The following is a 23,659-nucleotide window of genomic DNA, read 5'->3' on the forward strand; positions in this document are numbered from 1 at the left end:
CGACGCAAGTTAGGAACAAGAAATGGCTAGAGTCAAGCGGGCCGTCAACGCCCACAAGAAGCGTCGCGTCATCCTCGAGCGCGCCTCCGGTTACCGGGGCCAGCGCTCGCGTCTGTACCGCAAGGCGAAGGAGCAGGTCACCCACTCGCTCGTCTACGCGTACCGCGACCGCCGCAAGCGCAAGGGCGACTTCCGTCGCCTGTGGATTCAGCGCATCAACGCCGCTGCCCGCCAGAACGGCATCACGTACAACCGCTTCATCCAGGGCCTCGGCCTCGCGGGTGTGCAGGTCGACCGCCGCATGCTCGCCGAGCTCGCGGTGAACGAGCCCAAGACCTTCGCGTCGCTCGTGCAGACCGCCAAGGGCGCACTGCCCGAGAACGTCAACGCTCCCAAGAGCGCCTGACCACGGCATCCCGACGACAGGGCGTCCTCCTCGCGGAGGGCGCCCTTTCGCATCCCCGCCGAGTGGCGTTGGTGGAAGACGTGATGGGGGAGGGATGCCGCGACTCTAGACTGATGCCGTGCTCGAGAACCCTCGCTCTCCGCGCGTGCGCGCCGTCGCGAAGCTGACCAAGAGGAGTGCCCGTCAGGAGACCGGGCTGTTCCTGCTCGAGGGGCCGCAAGCCGCCCGTGAGGCGCTCGCGTACCGGCCCGACACCCTCGTCGAACTGTTCGCCACGCCCACGGCGTTCGAGAAGCACGCCGACCTGCGCGATGCGGCGACGGACGCCGGACTCGAGGTCGTCTACACCACCGAGTCCGTGCTCGATGCGATGGCCGACACCGTGACTCCGCAGGGCATCGTGGCGGTGGCCCGTCAGGCGCCGACCTCGGTGCGAGAGGTGTTCGCGGCCTCGCCGCGCCTGGTCGCGATCTGCGAGGAGGTGCGTGACCCCGGCAACCTGGGCACCATCATCCGCGCAGCCGACGCCGCCGGTGCCGATGCGGTCGTGCTCACCGGCCGCACGGTCGACCCGTACAACCCCAAGGTGGTGCGCGCGACGACCGGTTCGCTCTTCCACGTCCCCGTCGCCGTCGGGGTGGACCTGGCGAGCGCCGTGGCCAAAGCCCGTGCGGCCGGCGTGCGCGTGATCGCCGCCGACGTCGGCGGCGACGACTTCCTGGGATCGCGCGACCTGCTGGCAGAGCCGACGGCGTGGCTCTTCGGCAACGAGGCCCGCGGGCTCGACGAAGACGCGCTCGCCCTCGCCGACCTGTCCCTCCGCCTGCCGATCTACGGCGCCGCCGAGTCACTCAACCTCGCGACGGCGGCGAGCGTCTGCCTCTACGAGACCGCCTTCGCGCAGCGTGCGGGGCGCTGAGGCGGCGCCGGATTCCGGTGCTGTTACGGATCGGTAAAGGCGCGGCGTCCCTCTGGCCGAGTGTCGCCGCGCACCCCTAGGGTGAAGGGCATGGCGACACCTGATGCACCGGCAGCGGCGCCGCGCACTTCCAACATCAACGTCCGTCGCGGCGAGCCGCTCGTGGTCGTCGACCACGTCGACAAGCATTTCGGCGACCTCCACGTGCTGAGAGACATCAACACCGTGGTCAACCGCGGCGAGGTCGTGGTCGTGATCGGTCCGTCGGGCTCCGGCAAGTCGACCCTGTGCCGCGCGATCAACCGCCTCGAGACGATCGACTCCGGCCGGATCACGATCGACGGCGTGCCGCTTCCCGAAGAAGGCAAAGGGCTCGCGAAGCTGCGTGCCGACGTGGGAATGGTCTTCCAGTCCTTCAACCTCTTCGCGCACAAGACGGTCCTCGAGAACGTCACCCTCGGTCCGATCCGGGTGCGGGGCATGAAGAAGAAGGACGCCGACGAGAAGGCCATGCAGCTCCTCGATCGCGTCGGCGTCGCGAACCAGGCCAAGAAGATGCCCAACCAGCTGTCCGGCGGTCAGCAGCAGCGTGTGGCGATCGCCCGGTCGCTGGCGATGAACCCCAAGCTGATCCTCATGGACGAGCCCACCAGCGCGCTGGACCCCGAGATGATCAACGAGGTTCTCGACGTCATGGTCGGCCTTGCGCAGGAGGGCATGACGATGATCGTCGTCACCCACGAGATGGGCTTCGCCCGCAAGGCCGCTGACCGCGTGCTCTTCATGGCCGACGGCGCGATCGTCGAGGAGGCCACTCCGGACCAGTTCTTCACGAACCCGCAGAGCGACCGCGCGAAGGACTTCCTCTCCAAGATCCTCGAGCACTGATAAGCCCCCGCCGCTCTCAGCGGCCGGGATCCGAGAGGACCGTCACGAACGGTCCCGCACAGCAAAGGACGAAGACATGAAGCGAATGCGACTTCCGCTGATCGCGCTGGCTGCCGCCGGTGCGCTCGCGCTGTCGGCGTGCGCCTCCGGCGGAACGCCGGCCGGCGAAGACACCGCGGCCCCCGAGCCCGAAGAGGTCACCTTCGAAGAGGGCACCACGATGGCCGAGCTCAACGAGGCGGGCTCGATCACCATCGGCACCAAGTTCGACCAGCCGCTGTTCGGTCTCAACGGCCCCGACGGTCCCGAAGGGTTCGACGTCGAGATCGGCAAGATCATCGCCTCCGAACTCGGCATCGCCGAGGAGAACATCGAGTGGAAGGAGGCCGTGTCGGCCAACCGCGAGCCGTTCATCCAGAACGGCGAGGTCGACATCGTCATCGCCACGTACACGATCAACGACAAGCGCAAGGAGGTCGTCTCCTTCGCCGGTCCGTACTACATGGCGGGCCAGTCGATCCTCGTGCTCGCCGACAACGACGACATCGAGAGCGAAGCCGACCTCGAGGGTCAGCCGGTCTGCTCCGTCACGGGTTCGACGCCGGCGGCGAAGCTCGCCGAGATCGGAGCCGAGCCGGTGCTGACCGACACCTACTCCAACTGCCTCGAGCCGCTGCGCAGCGGCGCCGTGGTGGCGGTGTCGACCGACAACGTCATCCTCGCCGGCCTCGCCGCCCAGAACGAGGGCGAGTTCAAGGTCGTGGGCGAGCCCTTCACCGAGGAGCCGTACGGCATCGGCCTCGCGCTCGAGGACACCGAGTTCCGCATGTGGATCAACGACGTGCTCGAGAAGGCGTACGAGGACGGCCGGTACGAAGAGGCCTGGAACGCGACGGCAGGCACCGTGCTGCCGTTCGTCGAGCCGCCGACCCCCGACCGCTACTGATCGACGACGGATGCCTCGGGCCGGCCGCAGACGCCGGCTCGAGGCATCCGCTCCCCTGACCCCGACCCGGAAAGAGGCGCATGGAGCAGCTCTGGTCGCTGATGCCGATCTTCCTCGAAGGCTTCCGCGTGACGCTCATCCTGCTCGCGGTGTCGGGCGTGGGTGCTCTCGTGCTGGGAACGCTCATCGCGGCGATGCGCATCTCGCCGGTCGCAGCCCTTCGCGCCTTCGCGGCGTTCTGGACCGAGATCGCACGCAACACGCCGCTGACGCTGGTCTTCATCTTCACGGCGTTCGTGATGCCCATGCTGGGCGTGCGGATGCCGTACATCATCCTCGCCTTCATCGCGCTGACCTACTACACCTCGCCGTTCGTGGCCGAGGCGCTGCGTTCGGGCATCAACGGCGTGCCGGTCGGGCAGGCCGAGGCCGCGCGCAGCATCGGGCTCGGGTTCGGGCAGACGGTCTCGCTGGTCGTGCTGCCGCAGGCCTTCCGCATGACGATCCCGCCTCTCATCAACGTCTTCATCGCCCTCACCAAGAACACCTCGGTCGCGGGCGGCTTCTTCGTGGTCGAGCTGTTCGCCACGACCAGGCAGCTGGCCAACGACAACGGGAACATCGTGATCCAGATCCTCCTGACGGCGGCCGCCCTGTACCTCGTGGTCACCGTCCCGCTCGGCTTCCTCGCCGGGCGGCTCGAGAAGCGTTGGGTGGTGCGGCGATGACCGGCTCGAGCGTCCTCTTCGATGCCCCCGGGCCGCGCGCCCGCCGTCTGTCGCTGATCCTGTCGATCGTCGCCGGGCTGCTGATCCTCGCCGGCGTCGTCTGGGTCGTCATGACGCTGGCAGCCCCCCGCACCTCGGGCGGCATCAACCTGCCCGGCATGTTCGACGGCTCGCGGTGGGACATCTTCACCGACCCCGCGGTGTGGGGCTTCATCGCGGAGGGCATCGTCGCGACACTGCAGGCGGCCGCTGTCGCCGCGGTGGGGGCGATCGCGCTCGGCATCGTGCTTTCGCTGCTGCGCAGCTCGCTGATCCCCTGGGTGCGCATCCCGACCGCGTGGGTCATCGAGTTCTTCCGCGGCATGCCCGTGCTGCTGATGATGCTGTTCATCCTGCTCGTGGCGTCCACCGGCGCGTTCTGGGCGGTGGTCATCGCCCTGATCCTCTACAACGGGACGCTGATCGGCGAGATCCTCCGCGCGGGGCTGGCGGCGCTGCCCAAGGGGCAGCGCGAGGCCGCGCTCAGCGTCGGGATGCGCGAGTTCCAGTCCAAGATGCTCGTGGAGTTCCCGCAGGCCTTCCGTCAGATGCTGCCGATCATCGTCGCTCAGCTGGTCGTGCTCCTGAAGGACACATCCCTCGGCTACATCGTCGGCTACAACGAGATCATCCGGAACAACATCAACAACCTGGGCAGCTTCTACGGCAACCGGTACCTGTTCTCGCTGTTCGTCGTCACCCTCGCGATCTACCTGACGATCAACCTGCTGCTGTCGTGGTTCGCGCGCTGGCTCGCACGCCGCACGGCCTCCGGCGGCCGCAAGGGCGGACGCGCGAAGGCGGTCGTCCAGGATCCGACCAACCCCGCGACGCTGCTGCATGTCGAAGCGACGGCCGACGCGATCGAAGAGGCGCCACCGGGTCGCTGACGCGGCGGGTCGGGGCGTCCGCCGTCGGTAGACTCGTCTCTCGTGTCCGACGCTCCCGCACCCACCGAGATCACGCCTGAGGCGGTGAACGCCGCCCTCGACGCCGCCCTCGCCGCCGTCGCCGCCGCAGCCGACACCGCCGCGCTGAAGGCCGCACGGTCCGCGCACTCCGCCGAGGGCTCGCCGCTGGCGAAGCTCAACGCGCGGCTGCGCGACGTGCCGAGCGACAAGAAGGCCGAGTTCGGCAAGCTCGTCGGCCAGGCCCGCGGCAGGGTGAACCAGGCGTTCGCCGCCCGTGAGGAGGAGCTCGCCGCGGCCGAGACCGCCGCCCGGCTCGAGGCGGAGCGGGTGGACGTCACCGCCCTCCCGTCGCGAGCGCGCGTCGGTGCGCGCCATCCGATCTCGCTCCTGCAGGAGCAGGTCTCCGACATCTTCGTCGGGATGGGATGGGAGATCGCGGAGGGGCCGGAGCTCGAGCACGAGTGGTTCAACTTCGACGCGCTGAACTTCGACGAGGACCACCCGGCGCGCCAGATGCAGGACACGTTCTTCGTCGACCCGGTCGAGCGGCACCTCGTGATGCGCACGCACACCAGCCCCGTGCAGGTGCGGTCTATGCTCGAGCGCGACCTGCCCCTGTACGTGCTGTGCCCCGGTCGTGTGTACCGCACCGATGAGTTCGACGCGACGCACCTTCCCGTCTTCACGCAGTTCGAGGGCATCGTCGTCGACAAGGGCATCACGATGGCCCACCTCAAGGGCACGCTCGATCACGCGGCCAAGGTGCTGTTCGGGGCGGAGGCCAAGACGCGGTTCCGCGCGAACTACTTCCCCTTCACCGAGCCGTCCGCGGAGCTGGACCTCTGGCACCCGACGTTCAAGGGCGGTCCGCGATGGATCGAGTGGGGCGGCTGCGGGATGATCAACCCCAACGTGCTGCGCGCGGCGGGGATCGATCCGGAGGAGTACTCGGGCTTCGCCTTCGGCATGGGCATCGAACGCACGCTCATGTTCCGCAGCGACGTCCAGGACATGCGCGACATGGCCGAGGGTGATGTGCGCTTCAGCGAGCAGTTCGGAATGGTGGTCTGATGCGCGTCCCGCTCTCCTGGCTGCGTGAGTACGTCGACGTTCCGGCGGATGCCTCGCCCGAGGACGTCCTCGCGGCGCTCGTCCGCGTCGGTTTCGAAGAGGAGGACATCCACCGCTTCGAGCTGCAGGGCCCGATCGTCGTCGGCGAGGTGCTCGACTTCGTCGAGGAGCCGCAGTCCAACGGCAAGACCATCCGCTGGTGCCACGTCCGCGTCGCTCCCGACGGCGAGACGGCGGCGGACGGCGGCGATGCCGTCCACGGCGTGGTCTGCGGCGCCCGCAACTTCTTCGCGGGCGACAAGGTCGTGGTGACGCTTCCCGGCGCCGTGCTCCCCGGACCGTTCCCCATCGCCGCCCGCAAGACCTACGGGCATGTCTCCGACGGCATGATCGCGTCGGCGCGCGAGCTCGGCCTCGGCGAGGAGCACAGCGGCATCCTGCGCCTGGTCGAGCTGGGCATCGACGCGCCGGTCGGCACCGACGCGATCTCGCTGCTGGGCCTGGACGACGTCGCCGTCGACATCAACGTCACGCCCGACCGCGGCTACGCGCTGTCCATCCGGGGGGTGGCGCGCGAGTACTCGCACTCCACCGGCGCCGCCTTCCGCGATCCCGCCGACCGTCCGTGGGAGGAGCTCGCCCCCGGCTCGGGCTTCCCGATCGCGGTCGACGACGCAGCCCCCATCCGGGGACGCGTCGGCGCCTCCGAGTTCGTGGCCAGAGTCGTGCGAGACGTCGATCCCACCAAGCCGACCCCGGCCTGGATGATCGCGCGGCTGTCGCTGGCCGGCATCCGCTCGCTCGGCATCCTCATCGACATCACGAATTACGTCATGCTCGAGCTGGGCCAGCCGATCCACGGCTACGACCTCGACAAGCTGCAGGGCGGCATCACCGTGCGCCGCGCGCAGCCGGGGGAGAAGCTCGAGACGCTCGACGGCAAGGTGCGCACCCTGCACCCCGAGGACCTGCTCATCACCGACGAGTCCGGACCCATCGGCCTCGCCGGCGTGATGGGCGGGGGCGCTACCGAGATGAGCGACGCGACGCGCAATGTGCTCATCGAGGCGGCCGTGTTCGACACCGTGTCGATCGCGCGCACCGCGCGGCGGCACAAGCTGCCCAGCGAGGCCTCGCGTCGCTTCGAGCGCGGTGTCGACCCGCTCGTGCCGTTCGTGGCCGCCCGCCGGGTCGCCGAGCTGATGGTGGAGTACGCCGGCGGCACGAGCGATGAAGAGCATGGCGGCGCGCTGTTCGCCGAGGTGTTCGTCCCCGGCATCGAGCTCCCGCCTCGGTTCGTGCAGCACCTCATCGGCGTCGACTACACCGACGGCGAGATCGAGGCCGCGCTGCGCCTCATCGGCTGCGAGGTCGTCACGAACGAGGACGACGCCGCCGGCTGGCAGGTCATCCCGCCGTCCTGGCGCCCCGACCTCAGCGACAAGTGGACGCTCGCCGAAGAGGTCGCCCGCATCGAGGGATATGACCGCATCCCTTCGGTGCTGCCGACGCCGCCGTCGGGCCGCGGCCTCACCGCCGCCCAGCAGGGGCGCCGTCGCGTGGCGAACGCGCTGGCCGCCGCCGGCTACACCGAGACGCCGTCGTTCGGCTTCACCACCGAGGAACAGAACGACCTCCACGGCTCGGCCTCCGGGGAGCACCTCCCCAGCGTCAAGCTCGCCAACCCGCTCGACGGGCAGGCGCCGTTCCTGCGCCGCTCGCTCGTGCCCGGTCTGCTGCAGGTGGCGCACCGCAACGTCGCGCGCGGTCTCACCGATCTCGCGCTCTTCGAGACGGGTGTCGTCTTCCTCCCGAGGCCCGGAGTGGTCTATGGCACCGCGCACGTGCCGCCCCTCGCGGTGCGACCGGATGCCGCGACCCTCGCCGAGCTCGATGCGTCGATCCCGCCCCAGCACCGGTTCATCGCGCTGCTCCTGGCCGGCCACCTCGTGCCGAAGCAGCCGGGCATGGCCCCGGTCGTCGCCGAGCTCGCCGATGCCCTGGACGCCGTACGTGCCATCGGCGCCGCGGCGGGGGTGGCGGTCGACGTGGCGCAGGGCCGGCGCGAAGCGCTGCACCCGGGGCGCACCGGCGTGCTGTCGGTCGCCGGCACCGAGGTCGGGTACGTCGGCGAGCTGCTGCCGGCCGTGGCGGAGGCATCCGATCTCCCCGGCCGCGTGATCGTCGCCGAGCTGGATCTCGACCTCGTGCTGTCCCTCGCGGGCGAGCGGGTCGTCGCCGCCTCGCTGTCGGGCTACCCGGCCGCGACGCAGGACGTCTCGCTCGTTGTCGGGGCCGACGTCCCGGCCGGCGATGTGCGCGCGGCTCTGCTCGAGGGCGCGGGCGAGCTGCTGGAGTCGCTGCGCCTCGTGGACGACTACCGGGGCCAGGGCGTGCCCGAAGGCCGCAAGAGCCTGACGTTCGCGCTGCGCTTCCGCGCGCCCGATCGCACGCTCACCGCCGCCGAGGCGACGGAGGCGAAGCTCGCCGGCGTCGCCGTGGCCACCGAGCGGTTCGGGGCGAGCCTGCGGGACTGACCGCGGTCGTGCGGGGCGTCGTCCGAGGGCGCGTCCCAACCCGCCTGATGCGCCCACGGCGGAAACGGATGCCGCGACCCGGCGCGTCTGGTTGGGTGTACGCATGACCGACGTGCTGGTGCTGGGCGGGACGGGGTGGCTGAGCGGCCGGATCGCGCAGCGGTGGGCCGATGCCGGGGCGACGGTGGCATGCCTCGCGCGCGGCGGGCGGGCGGCGCCCTCCGGGACGACGCTCGTGGCGGCCGACAGGAACGCCCCGGACGCGTACGCCGAGGTCGCACGGCGGGACTGGGACGAGGTCGTCGACATCTCGTCCGACCCCGAGCACGTGGCGGCGGCGCTGGACGCGCTCGGGCAGCGCACGCGGCACTGGACGTACGTCTCGACCGTCTCGGTCTACGCCTCCAGCGACGAGCCTGGCCAGGACGAGGGCGCGGAGCTGCTCGAGCCGGCGGCCGACGGCGAGGAGGAGGACTACGGGCGCGCGAAGGCGAGGGCCGAGGCATCCGTCCGCTCCGCCATGGGATTCCGCGCGGCCGTCGTGCGGCCCGGCCTCATCGTGGGACCCGGCGATCCGACCGATCGCTTCGGCTACTGGGTGGCGCGGCTCGCCCTCGCCGGCGACGGCGAGGTGCTGATTCCCGACGCCGAGGGCCGCGGCGCCCAGGTGATCGACGTCGACGACCTCGCCGATTTCGTGCAGGCGATCGGGCGCGAGCGGTGGACGGGGGTCGTGAACGCCGTCGGCGACCCGGTGCCTCTCGGGCAGCTCCTCGCCGAAGCCCGCGAGGTCGCCGGCCACACCGGGGCCCTCGTGCCGGCGGGCGACCCGTGGCTGGAGGAGCACGGCGTGGCGTACTGGATGGGCCCGCGGTCGCTGCCGCTGTGGCTGCCGGCGGGGATGGCCGGCTTCTGGACGCGGTCGCACGCGGCGTACCGCCTGCTCGGCGGACGCCTGCGGCCGCTGCGCGAGACCCTCGAGCGGACGCTCGCCGACGAGCGCGACCGCGGCCTCGACCGGGAGCGGCGCGCCGGCCTCACCCGCGCCGACGAGCTGGAGCTGCTGCACGAGCTGCAGGTGTGACCCGTCCGGGATTTGCGGATGCCGGAACCGGCGGCTATCGTCGGCCCATGCCTTCGGCCGCGCTCCCGCACCACACGCGGTTCCTGAGCCTGTCGAAGGGCGTTCCGAGTGTCGTCCCCGCGCGCCGACGCCGTCTGGGCGAGCGCCGACTCTAGGCGACCCCGCACGCCGTCCTGTCATGGACCGTTGCGAGCGGGCGTCGCCGTCTTCCGGCCCCGCACCCAGACTCTAAGGTGGAATCCATGACATATTCGGTCGCCGTCTCCGGCGCATCCGGCTATGCGGGCGGCGAGATCCTGCGGATCCTCGCCGCGCATCCCGACGTCGAGATCCGCACCGTGACCGCGCACTCCAACGCGGGACAGCCGCTCCTCCAGCATCAGCCGCACCTGCGCTCGCTCGCACACCTGACGCTGCAGGACACGACTCCCGAGATCCTCTCGGGGCACGACATCGTCTTCCTCGCGCTGCCGCACGGACAGTCCGGGCAGTACACCGACGCGCTCGGCGACACCCCCCTCGTCATCGACGCCGGTGCCGACCACCGGCTGACGACGCAGGCGGACTGGGATGCCTTCTACGGCGGCGACTTCCACGAGCCCTGGGTCTACGGCGTCCCCGAGCTGCCGGTGCACGGCAGCACACAGCGGGAGCGGCTGGCAGGGGCGTCCCGCATCGCCGCTCCCGGCTGCAACGCCTCGACCGTGAGCCTCAGCCTTGCGCCGGGCGTCGCCGCCGGCGTCATCGACCCGTCCGACATCGTGTCGGTGCTCGCTGTCGGGCCGTCCGGCGCGGGAAAGAGCCTCAAGACGAACCTCCTGGCCGGCGAGATCCTCGGCACCGCCAACCCCTATGCCGTCGGCGGGACGCACCGCCACATCCCCGAGATCGCACAGGCGCTGCGCGGTGCGGGCGCCGACGGGCGCATCGGCATCTCGTTCACGCCCGTGCTGGTGCCGATGGCGCGCGGCATCCTGGCGACGTCCACCGCACCGATCGCGCCGGGCGCGACCGACGACCAGATCCGCGGTGCGTGGGAGGCGGCCTACGGCGACGAGACGTTCGTGCAGCTGCTCCCGGCCGGGCAGTTCCCCCGCACGGCGGATGTGCTCGGGGCCAACACCGCGCTGATGGGCCTGGCCGTCGACCGCGCCGCGAACCGCGTCGTCGTGGTCACCGCGGTCGACAACCTCGTCAAGGGAACCGCGGGCGCCGCCGTGCAGTCCATGAACATCGCGCTGGGCCTTCCCGAAGGCACCGCGCTCACCGTGAACGGAGTCGCACCGTGAGCGTGACCGCGCCCGCAGGGTTCGAGGCGGCGGGCGTCGCCGTCGGCCTCAAGTCGACCGGCAAGCCCGACGTGGCGGTCGTCGTCAACCGCGGACCGCTCAAGGTCGGTGCGGCGGTGTTCACGAGCAACCGGGCGAAGGCGAACCCCATCCTGTGGTCGGAGGAGGTCATCCGCGACGGGGTCGTCGAGGCGATCGTCCTCAACTCCGGCGGAGCGAACTGCTTCACCGGCCCCTTCGGCTTCCAGACCACGCATCAGACCGCCGAGAAGGCCGCCGAACTCCTCGAGGTGAGCGCCGGCGACATCCTGGTGTGCTCGACCGGGCTGATCGGCACCGGCGACGAGACGTTCCGCGCAAAGGTGCTCGCCGGCACCGCGCAGGGCATCGCCGAACTCTCCGCCGACGGCGGGGAGGCGGCATCCCTCGCCATCATGACGACCGACTCCCAGCCGAAGCGGTCCGTGGCGACGCGGGACGGCTGGTCGATCGGGGGCATGGCGAAGGGCGCCGGGATGCTGGCGCCCGGCCTCGCCACGATGCTCGTGGTGGTCACGACCGACGCGGTGCTCGACGCGGCTCAGGCCGACGCCGCGCTGCGTGCCGCCACCGCCCGCACGTTCGACCGGCTCGACTCGGACGGCTGCATGTCGACGAACGACCAGGTCACCCTCATGGTGAGCGGCGCGTCGGGCATCACGCCCGACCTGCAGGAGTTCGCCGCCGCGCTCGCCGACGTCTGCTCGGACCTCGCGCGGCAGCTGCAGGGCGACGCCGAGGGTGCCAGCCACGACATCACGATCCAGGTCATCAACGCCGCGTCCGAGGACGAAGCCGTAGAGGTAGGGCGCTCGGTCGCCCGCAACAACCTCTTCAAGGCGGCGATCTTCGGCAACGACCCGAACTGGGGCCGCGTGCTTGCCGCGATCGGCACCACCCGGGCCGCGTTCGACCCGTACGACGTGGACGTCTGGATGAACGGCGTGCGCGTGTGCTCGCAGGGCGGGCCCGACGCGCCGCGCGAGGCCGTCGACCTCAGCCCGCGGGCGACCGACCTCGTCATCGACCTGAAGGTCGGCGGGGCGCAGGCGACGATCCTCACCAACGACCTCACCCACGATTACGTCCACGAGAACAGCGCCTACTCCTCATGACTGATCTGCAAGACACCGATCCGTCCGAGGCCAGCGCCCGGGCCGTCACCCTCATCGAGTCCCTGCCGTGGCTGAAGCGGTTCCGCGACCAGATCGTGGTCGTCAAGTACGGCGGCAACGCGATGGTCAGTGAAGAGCTGCAGGATGCCTTCGCCGCCGACATCGCCTACCTCCGCTACGTCGGGGTCAAGCCCGTCGTCGTGCACGGCGGGGGTCCGCAGATCTCGTCGATGCTCGATCGCCTCGCGATCCCCAGCGAGTTCAAGGGCGGCTACCGGGTCACCTCGACGGAGGCCATCTCGGTCGTGCGCATGGTGCTCACCGGCCAGATCAACCCGCAGCTGGTGTCGAAGATCAACGCGCACGGCCCGGTCGCGACGGGCCTCAGCGGAGAGGACGCGGGCCTTTTCGGCGGCCGGCGCCGGGGCGTCGTCATCGAGGGCGTCGAGCACGACCTCGGCCGGGTGGGCGACGTCGTCGAGGTCGACCCCCGACCGGTGCTCGACCAGGTGGAGGCGGGCCGCATCCCCGTCGTCTCGAGCATCGCGCCCGACCTCGATCGTCCGGGACACTCGCTGAACGTGAACGCGGATGCCGCGGCATCCGCTCTGGCGGTCGCACTGGGGGCGGCGAAGCTCGTCGTGCTCACCGACGTCGCGGGGCTCTACGCCGACTGGCCGAACCGCGACTCGCTCGTGTCGCACCTGACCTCGACCGAGCTGCGCGCGCTGCTGCCGACGCTCGAGTCGGGCATGATCCCGAAGATGGCGGCGTGCCTCGAGGCCGTGGAGGGCGGCGTCGAGACCGCCGCGATCATCGACGGGCGGGTGCCGCACTCGGTGCTCGTGGAGATCTTCACCAGCAAGGGAATCGGAACAGAGGTGGTCCTCGGATGACGTGGCAGGATGACGCGGGACGCGACCTCGTGAAGAGCTTCGGCGCCCGAATGCAGATGTTCGTGCGCGGCGAGGGCTCGTACCTGTGGGATGCCGACGGCAAGCGCTACCTGGACTTCCTGGCCGGGATCGCGGTGGACTCGCTCGGCCACTCCCACCCGGTGTTCGTCGACGCGATCTCGACGCAGGCGGCCACGCTGGCGCACGTCTCGAACTACTTCGCGACGCCGCCGCAGCTCGCACTCGCCGCGACGCTCAAGCGCCTGGCCGGCACCGGCGACACGGGCCGCGTGTACTTCGGCAACTCCGGCGCCGAGGCCAACGAGGCCGCGTTCAAGCTCGCCCGTCTGCACGGCGGCACCGACCGGCCGCGCATCCTCGCGCTGCGCGACGCCTTCCACGGCCGCACCATGGGCACCCTCGCCCTCACCGGCAAGCCCTACATGCAGGAGCCCTTCCTCCCGATGACCCCCGGCGTGGAGTTCATCGACTCCACCGCGGAGGCGCTCGAGGCGGCGATGGACGATCGTGTTGCGGCGCTGTTCGTCGAGCCGGTCAAGGGCGAGGCGGGCGTGCTGCCGCTCCCGGACGGCTACCTCGCCGCGGCGCGCGAGATCACCCAGCGCCACGGCGCGCTGCTGATCGTCGACGAGATCCAGACCGGCGCGGGCCGCACGGGGGAGTGGTTCGCCTTCCAGCACGAGGGCATCACGCCCGACGCCATCACCGTCGCCAAGGGCATCGGGGGTGGCTTCCCGATCGGCGCGCTCATCACCTTCGGCGAGGCCAGCGAGCTGTTCTACCCGGGCACGCACGGCTCGACCTTCGGCGGCAACGCCCTGGGCACCGCCGTCGCCGGCGCGGTCCTGGGCGAGATCGAGCGGGCGGAGCTGGTCCGCAACGCCGCGGAGCGCGGCGCGCAGCTGCGTGAGGCCATCCTCGACATCGACTCGGAGCTGATCGACGGATGCCGCGGCCTCGGCCTGCTCCTCGGCATCGGTCTGCGGCATCCGGTCGCCAAGGCCCTCGTGGCGGCGGCGCAGGAGCACGGCCTGGTCATCAACGCACCGAACGACGAGACGATCCGCCTGGTGCCGGCCCTGACGATCGGCGACGTCGAGATCGACGAGTTCGTGGAGCTCTTCACGGCTTCGCTGCGGACGGTCGAGGACGCGCTGGTGCTCGAGGGGTCGACGCCGGGCACGACGACGGAGGTCCCGGCATGACCCGCCATCTGCTGCGCGACGACGACCTGACGCAGTCCGAGCAGAACGAGATCCTCGAGCTGGCCGTCGCGCTGAAGAAGGACCGTTGGAAGCTGAAGCCTCTCGCGGGCCCGCAGACCGTCGCGGTCATCTTCGACAAGTCCTCGACGCGCACGCGGGTGTCGTTCGCCGTGGGCATCGCCGACCTGGGCGGCTCGCCGCTCATCATCTCGACGGCGAACAGCCAGCTCGGCGGCAAGGAGACCCCCTCCGACACCGCGCGCGTGCTGGAGCGCCAGGTCGCGGCGATCGTGTGGCGGACCTACGCGCAGGCCGGGCTCGAGGAGATGGCGCGGGGGACCCGCGTGCCGGTGGTCAACGCGCTGAGTGACGACTTCCACCCCTGCCAGCTGCTCGCGGACCTGCTCACCATCAAGGAGCACAAGGGCGACCTCGAGGGCCTCACCCTCGCCTTCTTCGGCGACGGCATGTCGAACATGGCTCATTCGTACGTGCTCGCCGGCGTCACCGCGGGCATGCACGTGCGGGTCGCTTCGCCGGAAGCGTATGCGCCGCGGGACGACGTGATCGCCGACGCCGACCGGCGCGCCGCTGAGACCGGCGGCTCTGTGACGCTCTACACCGACCCGAACGAGGCGGCGGCCGGCGCCGATGTCGTCGTCACCGACACGTGGGTGTCGATGGGCAAGGAGGAGGAGAAGCTGGCCCGCCTCCGCGACCTCGGCGGCTACAAGGTGACGCAGGAGCTGATGTCGCTCGCGCAGGACGACGCGATCTTCATCCACTGCCTGCCCGCCGACCGCGGCTACGAGGTCGACGCCGAGGTGATCGACGGGCCGCAGAGCGTCGTGTGGGACGAGGCCGAGAACCGGCTCCACGCCCAGAAGGCCCTGCTGGTCTGGCTTCTCCGCCAGGCCTGAACCCGCCGTCGCGATGAGGTCCCGATCGGTAGGCGCCTCGCGGCTCGGCTCCGCCGTGAGCCTGGTCGGAGGGCGGCCGTGAGCGAAGCGGGCCGCGTCGCCCTCGCGCGAGAGGGATGGGTCGCCTCGCGATGGACGCGCCTGAACCATGCCCCCCGCATCACCGGCGTGGACCTCGCCCGCGGGCTCGCTGTGCTCGGGATGTTCGCCGCGCACCTGCTGACGATCACCGACGAGTTCGACATCGCCGAGCCCGAGACTTGGGTCGCGGTGGCGGAGGGGCGCTCCTCCATCCTGTTCGCCACGCTGGCGGGTGTGTCGATCGGCCTCATGACCGGCGGACGCACGCCGCTTCCGCCCGACGCCCTCACCACCGCCCGCTACCGCATCGCGGTGCGGGCGTGCCTGCTGTGGGTGATCGGCGCCCTGCTCATCGCCACGACGGTGCCCGTGTTCGTGATCCTCCCCGCCTACGCGGTGCTGTTCCTTCTCGCCCTCCCGCTCACCGGCCTCCGCGCCCGCCCGCTCTTCGTCCTCGCCGGCGTCCTGGCCGTCACCATGCCGTTCGTGCAGGTCATCCTCGACGCGCTGCCGGTGTGGAACACAGCCCTCGGGGTGGAGGCATCCGTCGCCCTGGGCTGGCACTATCCGTTCACCACGTGGATCGCGTTCGTCGTCGCCGGGCTCGGTGTCGCGCGTGCGGGCGTCACCACGCTCTCGGTGCAGGGGCTGCTCGCAGCCGTGGGCATGGCGCTCGCGGCGGTCGGATACGGGCTGGATGCCGCGACCGGCTCGACCACCGCGGAGGAGGCGACCTCGTACGTCGGCGCCCTATGGACGGCGCGGCCGCACTCGACGGGTCTGCTCGAGGTCATCGGCTCGGGCGGCTTCGCGCTGTTCGCACTCGGAATCTGCCTCCTGGCGTGCCGGACGGTGCTGGTGTGGGTGGTCCTGCCGCTCCGCGCGGTGGGTGCCATGCCGCTCACCGCCTACACGCTGCAGCTGGCGGTGTGGGCCGTCGTCGCCGCACTGACGCTGGACCGCGTCGGCGACCTCACCGGATTCCGGGCGCTCGAGCCGTTCAGGCCCTTCGCGCTCGGCACCGTGGTGTTCTGCACCGCGTGGGCGCTGCTGGTCGGCCGCGGTCCCCTCGAGACGCTGCTCGATCGCGGCGCGCGCTTCGTGGCGCCCGGTCGCCGCCGGTGATCCGGCCATCTCGACGCTTCACGTGGCACGTCCGGCCGCTTCCGGGAGAGGATGCCACGACTCACGCCAGACGAGCGACGGATGCCGCGCCGGCGGCCACGCCGCGGACTCGAGGGGGCGGCCGCCGTCGCTAGGCTGGGCGGGTGAGTGAATCGAAGGGCGACGGCACCAACGAGGGCGCACTGTGGGGAGCCCGTTTCGCGACGGGACCGTCCCCGGAGCTGGCGGAGCTCAGCCGGTCCACGCACTTCGACTGGGACCTCGCGCTGTACGACATCGCCGGGTCGCACGCGCATGCGAAGGCGCTCGCCGCGGCGGGCTACCTCTCCGCGGACGAGGAGCGCGCCATGCACGAGGGCCTCGACGCGCTCGCGCAGGGCGTCACCGACGGGACACTGCGGCCGGGCGCATCCGATGAAGACGTCCACGGCGCCCTCGAGCAGGCGCTGATCGGCGTCGTCGGCGCTGAGCTCGGCGGAAAGCTGCGCGCCGGGCGCAGCCGCAACGACCAGATCGCGACGCTCGTCCGGATGTACCTGCTCGACCACTCGCGCACCATCGCGCGCGAGATCCTCCGGCTCGTCGACGCCGTCGTGGCGCAGGCCGAGGCGAACGCCGACGCGATCATGCCCGGACGCACCCACCTCCAGCACGCGCAGCCCGTGCTCCTCGCGCACCATCTCCAGGCTCACGCCTGGCCTCTGGTGCGCGATCTCGAGCGTCTCCGCGACTGGTCGGTCCGCGCGTCGGTGTCGCCCTACGGCGGTGGCGCGCTCGCCGGGTCGACGCTCGGCCTGGACCCCGAGCTCGTCGCCCGGGAGCTCGGGCTCTCCCGGCCGGCGGAGAACTCGCTCGACGGCACGGCAGCGCGCGACGTCGTCGCGGAGTTCGCGTTCATCGCCGCGATGATCGGCATCGATGTGTCGCGCTTCGCCGAGGAGATCATCCTCTGGAACACGCGCGAGTTCGGGTTCGTGACGCTGGACGACGGCTACTCGACGGGGTCGAGCATCATGCCGCAGAAGAAGAACCCCGACATCGCCGAACTGGCGCGGGGCAAATCGGGCCGCCTCATCGGCAACCTCACCGGCCTGCTGGCGACGCTGAAGGCGCTGCCGCTGGCGTACAACCGCGACCTGCAGGAAGACAAGGAGCCCGTCTTCGATTCGGTGCGCACGCTCGAGACCGTCCTGCCGGCCTTCGCCGGCATGGTGGCCACGATGCGGTTCCACACCGACCGCATGGCCTCACTCGCGCCGCAGGGCTTCTCGCTGGCGACGGATGTCGCGGAGTGGCTCGTCAAGCGCGGCGTGCCGTTCCGCGACGCGCATGAGATCTCGGGCCAGCTGGTGCGGGTGTGCGAAGAGAACGGGCTCGAGCTGCACGAGGCATCCGACGCGCAGCTGGCGGCGCTGTCGCCCCATCTCGCCCCCGAGGTCCGCGACGTGCTGAGCATCGAGGGATCGGTGGCGAGCCGCACCGGTGCCGGCGGCACCGCTCCGGTGCGCGTCGAGGAGCAGCGGGTCGAGCTGATCGGACGGGTCCAGGCGGCCGCACACGCACTCGGCCTGTAGCGGCGGCGGCTGCGCGGCCGGCGGGGCCGGCAGGCGGATGCCGCACCCGGCGCGAGCGGGCCTACCAGATGGCCAGCCGCACCAGGCCCGCGACGAGGCAGGCCCACACCAGACTCGCCAGCGTGCCGATGATGAAACGCTCTCGCGCCTCGGCCGCCGCGAGTTCGGAGAACCGGCCGATGCCCTTGAGAGCGACGATCACGGCGATCGCCTCGGGGAACCCGGCGATGATGCCGAGCGCGACCGCGACCCGCTCGAGGTAGCCGATCGTGGTGCCGCCGCGCATGACCTCGCGCACGGCCCCGTCCGTCTCGGAGCCGATGACTCCGGGCGCTGACGGCGCACGCAGCAGGATCCCGCCGTTGTCGCCCTCCTCCACGCGGCCGTGGCTGGCTGCGTCCAGCACCCGACGGGTGATCGGGTTGCCGCCGAGGACGGCGAGCGCGGTGCCGAGCAGCGCGATTCCCAGGCCGACCAGGAGCGGCACGTTGAGGGGGGAGACGACCACGACCAGAAGACAGAGGACCACCAGCACCGCGGCGGCGATGAGGGGGAGGTCCGCCGGCTTGCGCAGGCTGATGACCACGAGCACCAGCGCCCCGCACAGGGCGAGGAACAGGAAGATCGAGAGCGCGGCGACCAGCAGCACGTCGGGGGACACCATGGCGCTCAGTCTGGCATGGACGCCCGACGTCGCTCCGGGGCCCGCGCCGGATCGTCGGCGGAGGCGTCCAGTCGCTGCAGCACGCGGATCAGCGCCGGCACGGCGGCCTCTTCGACCCGGAGGCCGGCGGACTTCACCCGCAGGCTCACCGCTGCTTCCGAGATCCCGAGCAGCTCGGCGACATCCCGCTGGGTCCGCTCCGCGGTCAGCAGGTCGTACACCTCCCACCCCTCCGTCGTGCGACGGTCCCGCAGTTCGACGAGGAGCCGCACGAGGGCTTCCGCGTCAGTGGCGGCGGCGTCGTCGACGGCGGCGGTGAGCGCGAGCCGGGTCGGGGTCTTCTTGGCGCGCTCGACGGCGTCGCGGGCGTGCACGAACGCCGCGCCCCGACCCGCGCGCACGCTGTCGGGAAGGGGTGTCTCGACGGCGCCGACGCCGATGCCGACAGCCCACCGCTGAGATCTGGTGAGCTCCAGCGCGACCTCGAGCGCCGCCTGAGCGTCTTCGAGCGCGAGCTGGATCTCGTCCCCTGCGGTGCGCTCGGGGGCGAGAGTGATGTCTGCGTCGGCCAGCGTCTGGACCGCTCGGATCGCTTGGGGCACGAGGTCGGTTCCCGCACGGCTGTCGCGCTGATCAGCGGTGATGACGAACATGAGGAGCCTTTGGTCTGAAAACTGAAGTCGGCTCAGTTTAGCGTGCAGACTCAACAGGCGTAAGTCTCCACGCTCAATGACGGCGAGATATGCCTGTGGGCTTGATCCGAGGATCGCGCCCGCGAACCCGGACGCGGGGCCCCGCATGCCCGCTGATAGCCTGAAACGCGTGTCTGAAACCGTCGTGAGCGCGACCGCGCCCGCCAACGACCCGACGTTCGAGAACGTGTGGGACGAGATCGTGTGGCGAGGGCTCGTGCACGTGTCCACCGATCAGGAGGCGCTGCGCGCCCTTCTCGGCGGGGAGCCGGTGACGTACTACTGCGGCTTCGATCCGACGGCGCCCAGCCTGCACCTGGGCAACCTCGTCCAGCTGCTCACGATGCGCCGCCTTCAGCTCGCCGGTCACAAGCCGCTGGGGCTCGTCGGCGGATCCACCGGCCTCGTGGGCGACCCGCGGCCGTCTGCGGAGCGCACCCTGAACACCAAGGAGACCGTCGCCGAGTGGGTCGGCTACCTGCGTTCCCAGGTCGAGCGCTTCCTGAGCTTCGACGGCGACAACGCCGCGCGCATCGTCAACAATCTCGACTGGACCGCGCCGTTGAGCGCCATCGACTTCCTGCGCGAGATCGGGAAGCACTACCGCGTGGGCACGATGCTCAAGAAGGACGCGGTCGCGGCGCGCCTGAACTCCGACGCGGGCATCAGCTACACCGAGTTCAGCTACCAGATCCTGCAGGGCCTGGACTACCTCGAGTTGTACCGTCAGTACGGCTGCGTGCTGCAGACCGGCGGCAGTGATCAGTGGGGGAATCTCACCAGCGGCACCGACCTCATCCACCGCGTCGAAGGCACGCACGTCCATGCCATCGGGACGCCGCTCATCACCAACAGCGACGGCACGAAGTTCGGCAAGAGCGAGGGCAACGCCATCTGGCTCGATGCCGCGATGTGCAGCCCGTACCGGATGTACCAGTTCTGGCTCAACACCGACGACGCCGACGTCATCCAGCGCCTGAAGATCTTCACGTTCCTGACGCGCGCCGAGATCGAGGACTACGAGCGCCTCGTGGCCGACGAGCCGTTCCGCCGCGCAGCCCAGAAGCGCCTCGCGCTGGAGGTCACCACCTTCGTGCACGGCACGGATGCCACGGCCGCCGTGGTCGCGGCATCCGAAGCGCTCTTCGGCCAGGGCGATCTGACGTCGCTCGACGCCGCGACGCTGCGTCACGCGCTGGACGAGCTGCCGAACGCGTCCGTGCCGGCCGGGACTCCCGTGGTGCAGGCGCTCGTCGACACCGGTCTCGTGGGCAGCCTCTCGGAGGGTCGCCGGGCGATCGCGCAGGGCGGAGTGTCTCTGGACGGAGTCAAGGTCGACGACGACTCGGCCGTCGTGACCGGTGGCCTGCCAGGCGGGGTGTCCGTGCTGCGACGCGGCAAGAAGACGCTCGCGGGTGTGCTCGTCCACTGAGCCGGCGGCCGTGCGCCCGCTCGCGCCGACCATGAAGGGGTGACGGATGCCGTTCACTCCGAGTCATGCCGTCATCGCGCTGCCCTTCCTCCGCACGCCGCTCGTGCCCGCCGCGATCGCGATCGGCGCGATGACTCCCGACCTGCCGCTTTTCGTGCGGGCGCTTCCGCTGCACTACGGGCTCACGCACTCGCCGGCATGGCTGCCCGTGACGATCGCGGTGGCCTTCGTCCTCCTGCTCGTGTGGCGCTGCCTTCTGCGTCCGGCTGCGCGGGAGCTCGCACCGCGCCGGCTCGCTGTGCGCCTGCCCGCGTCGTGGGATGCCGGAGCGGGCGCCGCCCTCCGCGAGACGCTCGGGGGTGCTCCGGGCGACCGGCGCGGAGGGTGGCCGGGTCTCCTGCTGCTCGTGGCGTCGCTCGCGATCGGGGTCGTGAGCCACATCGTGTGGGATTTCTTCACCCACGAGGGCCGGTGGGGGACGACGGCGATCCCGGCGTTGGCGGATGATTGGGGCCCGCTCCCGGGGTTCCGCTGGCTCCAGCACGGATCGAGCGTCATCGGGCTTGCGGTGATCGGGGCGTGGATGGTGGTGTGGCTCGCGCGGCGTCGGACAGCGGCAGCCCCGGTCCATGTGCTGCCGGGCTGGGTCCGCTGGACGTGGTGGGCGTCGCTTCCCGTCGTGCTCCTGGTCGCGTGGCTGTGGGGGCTCGCCGTGTACGGCGGGCTCGACCATGAGTTCACCGCGGCGCACCTGGGATATCGCGTGCTCCCCCCGGCGTGTGCCATCTGGGGTGCCGCGACCGTCGCGCTCTGCCTCGTCGTGCAGGTGCGCCGGGCGCGGATCGCGGCTCCCTGACCCCGGCGGTGCTGGCTGCCGCGGTCGTCGGCGGGTCGGGATTCCGCATGAGGACGCCGATCAGCACGCGCGACACGCCCGGGATGCGAGGCGGATTCGACGACCCGGCCGAGCGCACGTAAAGTATTCCTTGTTCGCCCCAAAGGGTAGAGCGGAGGCCGGAAGGCCTGGCTCCCCTCAAGCAGCGGACCACCTCCCACACACTGATCTGCGCAGCAGATCGTCCGCTCGTCGGATGCGTGGGGGACTCGCTCGAAGGGCTCCGGTCAGTTTGACGGAACGGCTTCGGGGAGATAAGATAGTGAAGTTGCCCAGCCGGGGCAGCAGGGTCTGCGACTCTCTGCTGGCTGGTGCGTCCGATCTTTGAGAACTCAACAGCGTGCACTTGTCAAATGCCAATTTTTTTCTCTGTCGACCGGTTTTTTCGGTTGGTGGGGGTCTTTTTTGGATCAATTCATGGATGTCAGTTTGATATTCGTTTTTGGTCATGGTTGAACTCGTCTGCTGGTGAACTGTTTTCCCGGTTTCTGGTGGGCATCATTTTTTTATGGAGAGTTTGATCCTGGCTCAGGATGAACGCTGGCGGCGTGCTTAACACATGCAAGTCGAACGGTGAAGCTCAGCTTGCTGGGTGGATCAGTGGCGAACGGGTGAGTAACACGTGAGCAACCTGCCCTGGACTCTGGGATAAGCGCTGGAAACGGCGTCTAATACTGGATATGAATCGCGGCCGCATGGTCAGTGGTTGGAAAGATTTTTCGGTCTGGGATGGGCTCGCGGCCTATCAGCTTGTTGGTGAGGTAATGGCTCACCAAGGCGTCGACGGGTAGCCGGCCTGAGAGGGTGACCGGCCACACTGGGACTGAGACACGGCCCAGACTCCTACGGGAGGCAGCAGTGGGGAATATTGCACAATGGGCGGAAGCCTGATGCAGCAACGCCGCGTGAGGGATGACGGCCTTCGGGTTGTAAACCTCTTTTAGCAAGGAAGAAGCTTTTTGTGACGGTACTTGCAGAAAAAGCGCCGGCTAACTACGTGCCAGCAGCCGCGGTAATACGTAGGGCGCAAGCGTTATCCGGAATTATTGGGCGTAAAGAGCTCGTAGGCGGTTTGTCGCGTCTGCTGTGAAATCCCGAGGCTCAACCTCGGGCCTGCAGTGGGTACGGGCAGACTAGAGTGCGGTAGGGGAGATTGGAATTCCTGGTGTAGCGGTGGAATGCGCAGATATCAGGAGGAACACCGATGGCGAAGGCAGATCTCTGGGCCGTAACTGACGCTGAGGAGCGAAAGGGTGGGGAGCAAACAGGCTTAGATACCCTGGTAGTCCACCCCGTAAACGTTGGGAACTAGTTGTGGGGTCCTTTCCACGGATTCCGTGACGCAGCTAACGCATTAAGTTCCCCGCCTGGGGAGTACGGCCGCAAGGCTAAAACTCAAAGGAATTGACGGGGACCCGCACAAGCGGCGGAGCATGCGGATTAATTCGATGCAACGCGAAGAACCTTACCAAGGCTTGACATACACGAGAACACCCTAGAAATAGGGGACTCTTTGGACACTCGTGAACAGGTGGTGCATGGTTGTCGTCAGCTCGTGTCGTGAGATGTTGGGTTAAGTCCCGCAACGAGCGCAACCCTCGTTCTATGTTGCCAGCACGTAATGGTGGGAACTCATGGGATACTGCCGGGGTCAACTCGGAGGAAGGTGGGGATGACGTCAAATCATCATGCCCCTTATGTCTTGGGCTTCACGCATGCTACAATGGCCGGTACAAAGGGCTGCAATACCGTGAGGTGGAGCGAATCCCAAAAAGCCGGTCCCAGTTCGGATTGAGGTCTGCAACTCGACCTCATGAAGTCGGAGTCGCTAGTAATCGCAGATCAGCAACGCTGCGGTGAATACGTTCCCGGGTCTTGTACACACCGCCCGTCAAGTCATGAAAGTCGGTAACACCTGAAGCCGGTGGCCCAACCCTTGTGGGGGGAGCCGTCGAAGGTGGGATCGGTAATTAGGACTAAGTCGTAACAAGGTAGCCGTACCGGAAGGTGCGGCTGGATCACCTCCTTTCTAAGGAGCACCTCGGTCTTCGGATCGTAGGACCCAGATCAGGACGGATGTTCCTGGTTGGGGCTCGTGGGTGGAACATTTGACATGGCATCAGCGCAGCTGGTTCCTACTAGTACGCCGGGTCTTCGGGCCGGGTTGGAGGGTGGGGGTTGG

Annotated in this window: 20 protein-coding genes and 1 rRNA gene; 19 read left to right on the forward strand and 2 right to left on the reverse strand. The window is 69.7% G+C overall.

Annotation, left to right across the window (positions count from 1 at the left end; genetic code table 11):
- The first annotated feature begins 22 nt into the window (after window positions 1–22).
- From rplT to argH, 16 genes are all read left to right on the forward strand, one after another.
- A complete protein-coding gene (gene rplT / locus IR212_RS05790) occupies window positions 23–406 on the forward strand; it encodes a 50S ribosomal protein L20 (protein ID WP_192636104.1) in 384 nt (127 codons plus the stop codon).
- A gap of 118 nt (window positions 407–524) precedes the next feature.
- A complete protein-coding gene (locus tag IR212_RS05795) occupies window positions 525–1,325 on the forward strand; it encodes a TrmH family RNA methyltransferase (protein ID WP_194398006.1) in 801 nt (266 codons plus the stop codon).
- A gap of 90 nt (window positions 1,326–1,415) precedes the next feature.
- Window positions 1,416–2,213 carry an amino acid ABC transporter ATP-binding protein gene (locus tag IR212_RS05800; RefSeq protein ID WP_228479502.1) on the forward strand — a complete coding sequence of 266 codons (798 nt, stop codon included), beginning with the start codon at window positions 1,416–1,418 and terminating at the stop codon, window positions 2,211–2,213.
- A 76-nt stretch (window positions 2,214–2,289) separates the two neighbouring features.
- On the forward strand, window positions 2,290–3,159 hold the full coding sequence (locus IR212_RS05805; protein ID WP_194398007.1) for a glutamate ABC transporter substrate-binding protein: 870 nt from the start codon (window positions 2,290–2,292) through the stop codon (window positions 3,157–3,159).
- An 80-nt stretch (window positions 3,160–3,239) separates the two neighbouring features.
- Window positions 3,240–3,887 carry an amino acid ABC transporter permease gene (locus tag IR212_RS05810; RefSeq protein WP_194398008.1) on the forward strand — a complete coding sequence of 216 codons (648 nt, stop codon included), beginning with the start codon at window positions 3,240–3,242 and terminating at the stop codon, window positions 3,885–3,887.
- The gene (locus IR212_RS05815) at window positions 3,884–4,816 is read left to right on the forward strand and encodes an amino acid ABC transporter permease (protein WP_194398009.1); all 933 of its coding nucleotides are present in this window, start codon (window positions 3,884–3,886) and stop codon (window positions 4,814–4,816) included. The genes IR212_RS05810 and IR212_RS05815 overlap by 4 nt, the downstream gene beginning before the upstream one ends.
- Window positions 4,817–4,858: 42 nt before the next feature.
- Complete coding sequence (pheS, locus tag IR212_RS05820; RefSeq protein WP_194398010.1) at window positions 4,859–5,908, forward strand: phenylalanine--tRNA ligase subunit alpha; 1,050 nt, start codon at window positions 4,859–4,861, stop codon at window positions 5,906–5,908.
- The gene (gene pheT / locus IR212_RS05825) at window positions 5,908–8,445 is read left to right on the forward strand and encodes a phenylalanine--tRNA ligase subunit beta (protein WP_194398011.1); all 2,538 of its coding nucleotides are present in this window, start codon (window positions 5,908–5,910) and stop codon (window positions 8,443–8,445) included. Before pheS ends, pheT begins: the two co-directional genes overlap by 1 nt.
- 103 nt (window positions 8,446–8,548) lie before the next feature.
- Complete coding sequence (locus tag IR212_RS05830; RefSeq protein WP_194398012.1) at window positions 8,549–9,529, forward strand: NAD-dependent epimerase/dehydratase family protein; 981 nt, start codon at window positions 8,549–8,551, stop codon at window positions 9,527–9,529.
- Between the two features lie 242 nt (window positions 9,530–9,771).
- A complete protein-coding gene (gene argC / locus IR212_RS05835) occupies window positions 9,772–10,818 on the forward strand; it encodes an N-acetyl-gamma-glutamyl-phosphate reductase (protein WP_194398013.1) in 1,047 nt (348 codons plus the stop codon).
- The gene (gene argJ / locus IR212_RS05840; RefSeq protein WP_194398014.1) at window positions 10,815–11,972 is read left to right on the forward strand and encodes a bifunctional glutamate N-acetyltransferase/amino-acid acetyltransferase ArgJ; all 1,158 of its coding nucleotides are present in this window, start codon (window positions 10,815–10,817) and stop codon (window positions 11,970–11,972) included. The genes argC and argJ overlap by 4 nt, the downstream gene beginning before the upstream one ends.
- Window positions 11,969–12,868, forward strand: coding sequence for an acetylglutamate kinase (argB, locus tag IR212_RS05845; protein WP_194398015.1), 900 nt, complete (start codon window positions 11,969–11,971; stop codon window positions 12,866–12,868). Before argJ ends, argB begins: the two co-directional genes overlap by 4 nt.
- Complete coding sequence (locus IR212_RS05850) at window positions 12,865–14,094, forward strand: acetylornithine transaminase (protein WP_194398016.1); 1,230 nt, start codon at window positions 12,865–12,867, stop codon at window positions 14,092–14,094. Before argB ends, IR212_RS05850 begins: the two co-directional genes overlap by 4 nt.
- The gene (gene argF, locus IR212_RS05855; protein WP_194398017.1) at window positions 14,091–15,014 is read left to right on the forward strand and encodes an ornithine carbamoyltransferase; all 924 of its coding nucleotides are present in this window, start codon (window positions 14,091–14,093) and stop codon (window positions 15,012–15,014) included. The genes IR212_RS05850 and argF overlap by 4 nt, the downstream gene beginning before the upstream one ends.
- A 78-nt stretch (window positions 15,015–15,092) precedes the next feature.
- On the forward strand, window positions 15,093–16,220 hold the full coding sequence (locus IR212_RS05860) for a heparan-alpha-glucosaminide N-acetyltransferase domain-containing protein (RefSeq protein ID WP_228479503.1): 1,128 nt from the start codon (window positions 15,093–15,095) through the stop codon (window positions 16,218–16,220).
- 143 nt (window positions 16,221–16,363) lie between these two features.
- Window positions 16,364–17,794: an argininosuccinate lyase gene (gene argH / locus IR212_RS05865; RefSeq protein WP_194398018.1), complete on the forward strand. Its 1,431-nt coding sequence runs from the start codon at window positions 16,364–16,366 to the stop codon at window positions 17,792–17,794.
- A 61-nt stretch (window positions 17,795–17,855) separates the two neighbouring features.
- On the opposite strand, the gene IR212_RS05870 is transcribed toward argH, so the two are convergent.
- Together IR212_RS05870 and IR212_RS05875 are read right to left on the reverse strand one after the other, a co-directional pair.
- Window positions 17,856–18,458: a hypothetical protein gene (locus tag IR212_RS05870; protein WP_194398019.1), complete on the reverse strand. Its 603-nt coding sequence runs from the start codon at window positions 18,456–18,458 to the stop codon at window positions 17,856–17,858.
- Window positions 18,459–18,463: 5 nt separating this feature from the next.
- Window positions 18,464–19,111 carry a DNA-binding protein gene (locus IR212_RS05875; RefSeq protein WP_194398020.1) on the reverse strand — a complete coding sequence of 216 codons (648 nt, stop codon included), beginning with the start codon at window positions 19,109–19,111 and terminating at the stop codon, window positions 18,464–18,466.
- Window positions 19,112–19,256: 145 nt separating this feature from the next.
- Between IR212_RS05875 and tyrS the strand changes: the two genes are divergently transcribed.
- The 3 genes from tyrS to IR212_RS05890 all read left to right on the forward strand — a co-directional run bounded on the left by tyrS (window position 19,257) and on the right by IR212_RS05890 (window position 23,506).
- Window positions 19,257–20,582 (forward strand): tyrosine--tRNA ligase, encoded by a 1,326-nt coding sequence (gene tyrS, locus IR212_RS05880; RefSeq protein ID WP_194398021.1) that lies wholly within the window; start codon window positions 19,257–19,259, stop codon window positions 20,580–20,582.
- Window positions 20,583–20,628: 46 nt separating this feature from the next.
- Window positions 20,629–21,438, forward strand: coding sequence for a DUF4184 family protein (locus IR212_RS05885; protein ID WP_194398022.1), 810 nt, complete (start codon window positions 20,629–20,631; stop codon window positions 21,436–21,438).
- Window positions 21,439–21,982: 544 nt separating this feature from the next.
- A 16S ribosomal RNA gene (locus IR212_RS05890) occupies window positions 21,983–23,506 on the forward strand.
- Window positions 23,507–23,659 lie beyond the last annotated feature (153 nt).

It is taken from the genome of Microbacterium atlanticum (assembly GCF_015277815.1).
Lineage (GTDB): Bacteria > Actinomycetota > Actinomycetes > Actinomycetales > Microbacteriaceae > Microbacterium > Microbacterium atlanticum.

Coding starts and splice junctions, on each gene's coding strand:
- rplT (WP_192636104.1), top strand. CDS start 23: ATGGCTAGAGTCAAGCGGGCCGTCAACGCCCACAAGAAGCGTCGCGTC.
- IR212_RS05800 (WP_228479502.1), top strand. CDS start 1,416: ATGGCGACACCTGATGCACCGGCAGCGGCGCCGCGCACTTCCAACATC.
- IR212_RS05805 (WP_194398007.1), top strand. CDS start 2,290: ATGAAGCGAATGCGACTTCCGCTGATCGCGCTGGCTGCCGCCGGTGCG.
- IR212_RS05810 (WP_194398008.1), top strand. CDS start 3,240: ATGGAGCAGCTCTGGTCGCTGATGCCGATCTTCCTCGAAGGCTTCCGC.
- IR212_RS05815 (WP_194398009.1), top strand. CDS start 3,884: ATGACCGGCTCGAGCGTCCTCTTCGATGCCCCCGGGCCGCGCGCCCGC.
- pheT (WP_194398011.1), top strand. CDS start 5,908: ATGCGCGTCCCGCTCTCCTGGCTGCGTGAGTACGTCGACGTTCCGGCG.
- IR212_RS05830 (WP_194398012.1), top strand. CDS start 8,549: ATGACCGACGTGCTGGTGCTGGGCGGGACGGGGTGGCTGAGCGGCCGG.
- argC (WP_194398013.1), top strand. CDS start 9,772: ATGACATATTCGGTCGCCGTCTCCGGCGCATCCGGCTATGCGGGCGGC.
- argB (WP_194398015.1), top strand. CDS start 11,969: ATGACTGATCTGCAAGACACCGATCCGTCCGAGGCCAGCGCCCGGGCC.
- IR212_RS05850 (WP_194398016.1), top strand. CDS start 12,865: ATGACGTGGCAGGATGACGCGGGACGCGACCTCGTGAAGAGCTTCGGC.
- argF (WP_194398017.1), top strand. CDS start 14,091: ATGACCCGCCATCTGCTGCGCGACGACGACCTGACGCAGTCCGAGCAG.
- IR212_RS05870 (WP_194398019.1), bottom strand. CDS start 18,458: ATGGTGTCCCCCGACGTGCTGCTGGTCGCCGCGCTCTCGATCTTCCTG.
- IR212_RS05875 (WP_194398020.1), bottom strand. CDS start 19,111: ATGTTCGTCATCACCGCTGATCAGCGCGACAGCCGTGCGGGAACCGAC.
- tyrS (WP_194398021.1), top strand. CDS start 19,257: ATGCCCGCTGATAGCCTGAAACGCGTGTCTGAAACCGTCGTGAGCGCG.
- IR212_RS05885 (WP_194398022.1), top strand. CDS start 20,629: ATGCCGTTCACTCCGAGTCATGCCGTCATCGCGCTGCCCTTCCTCCGC.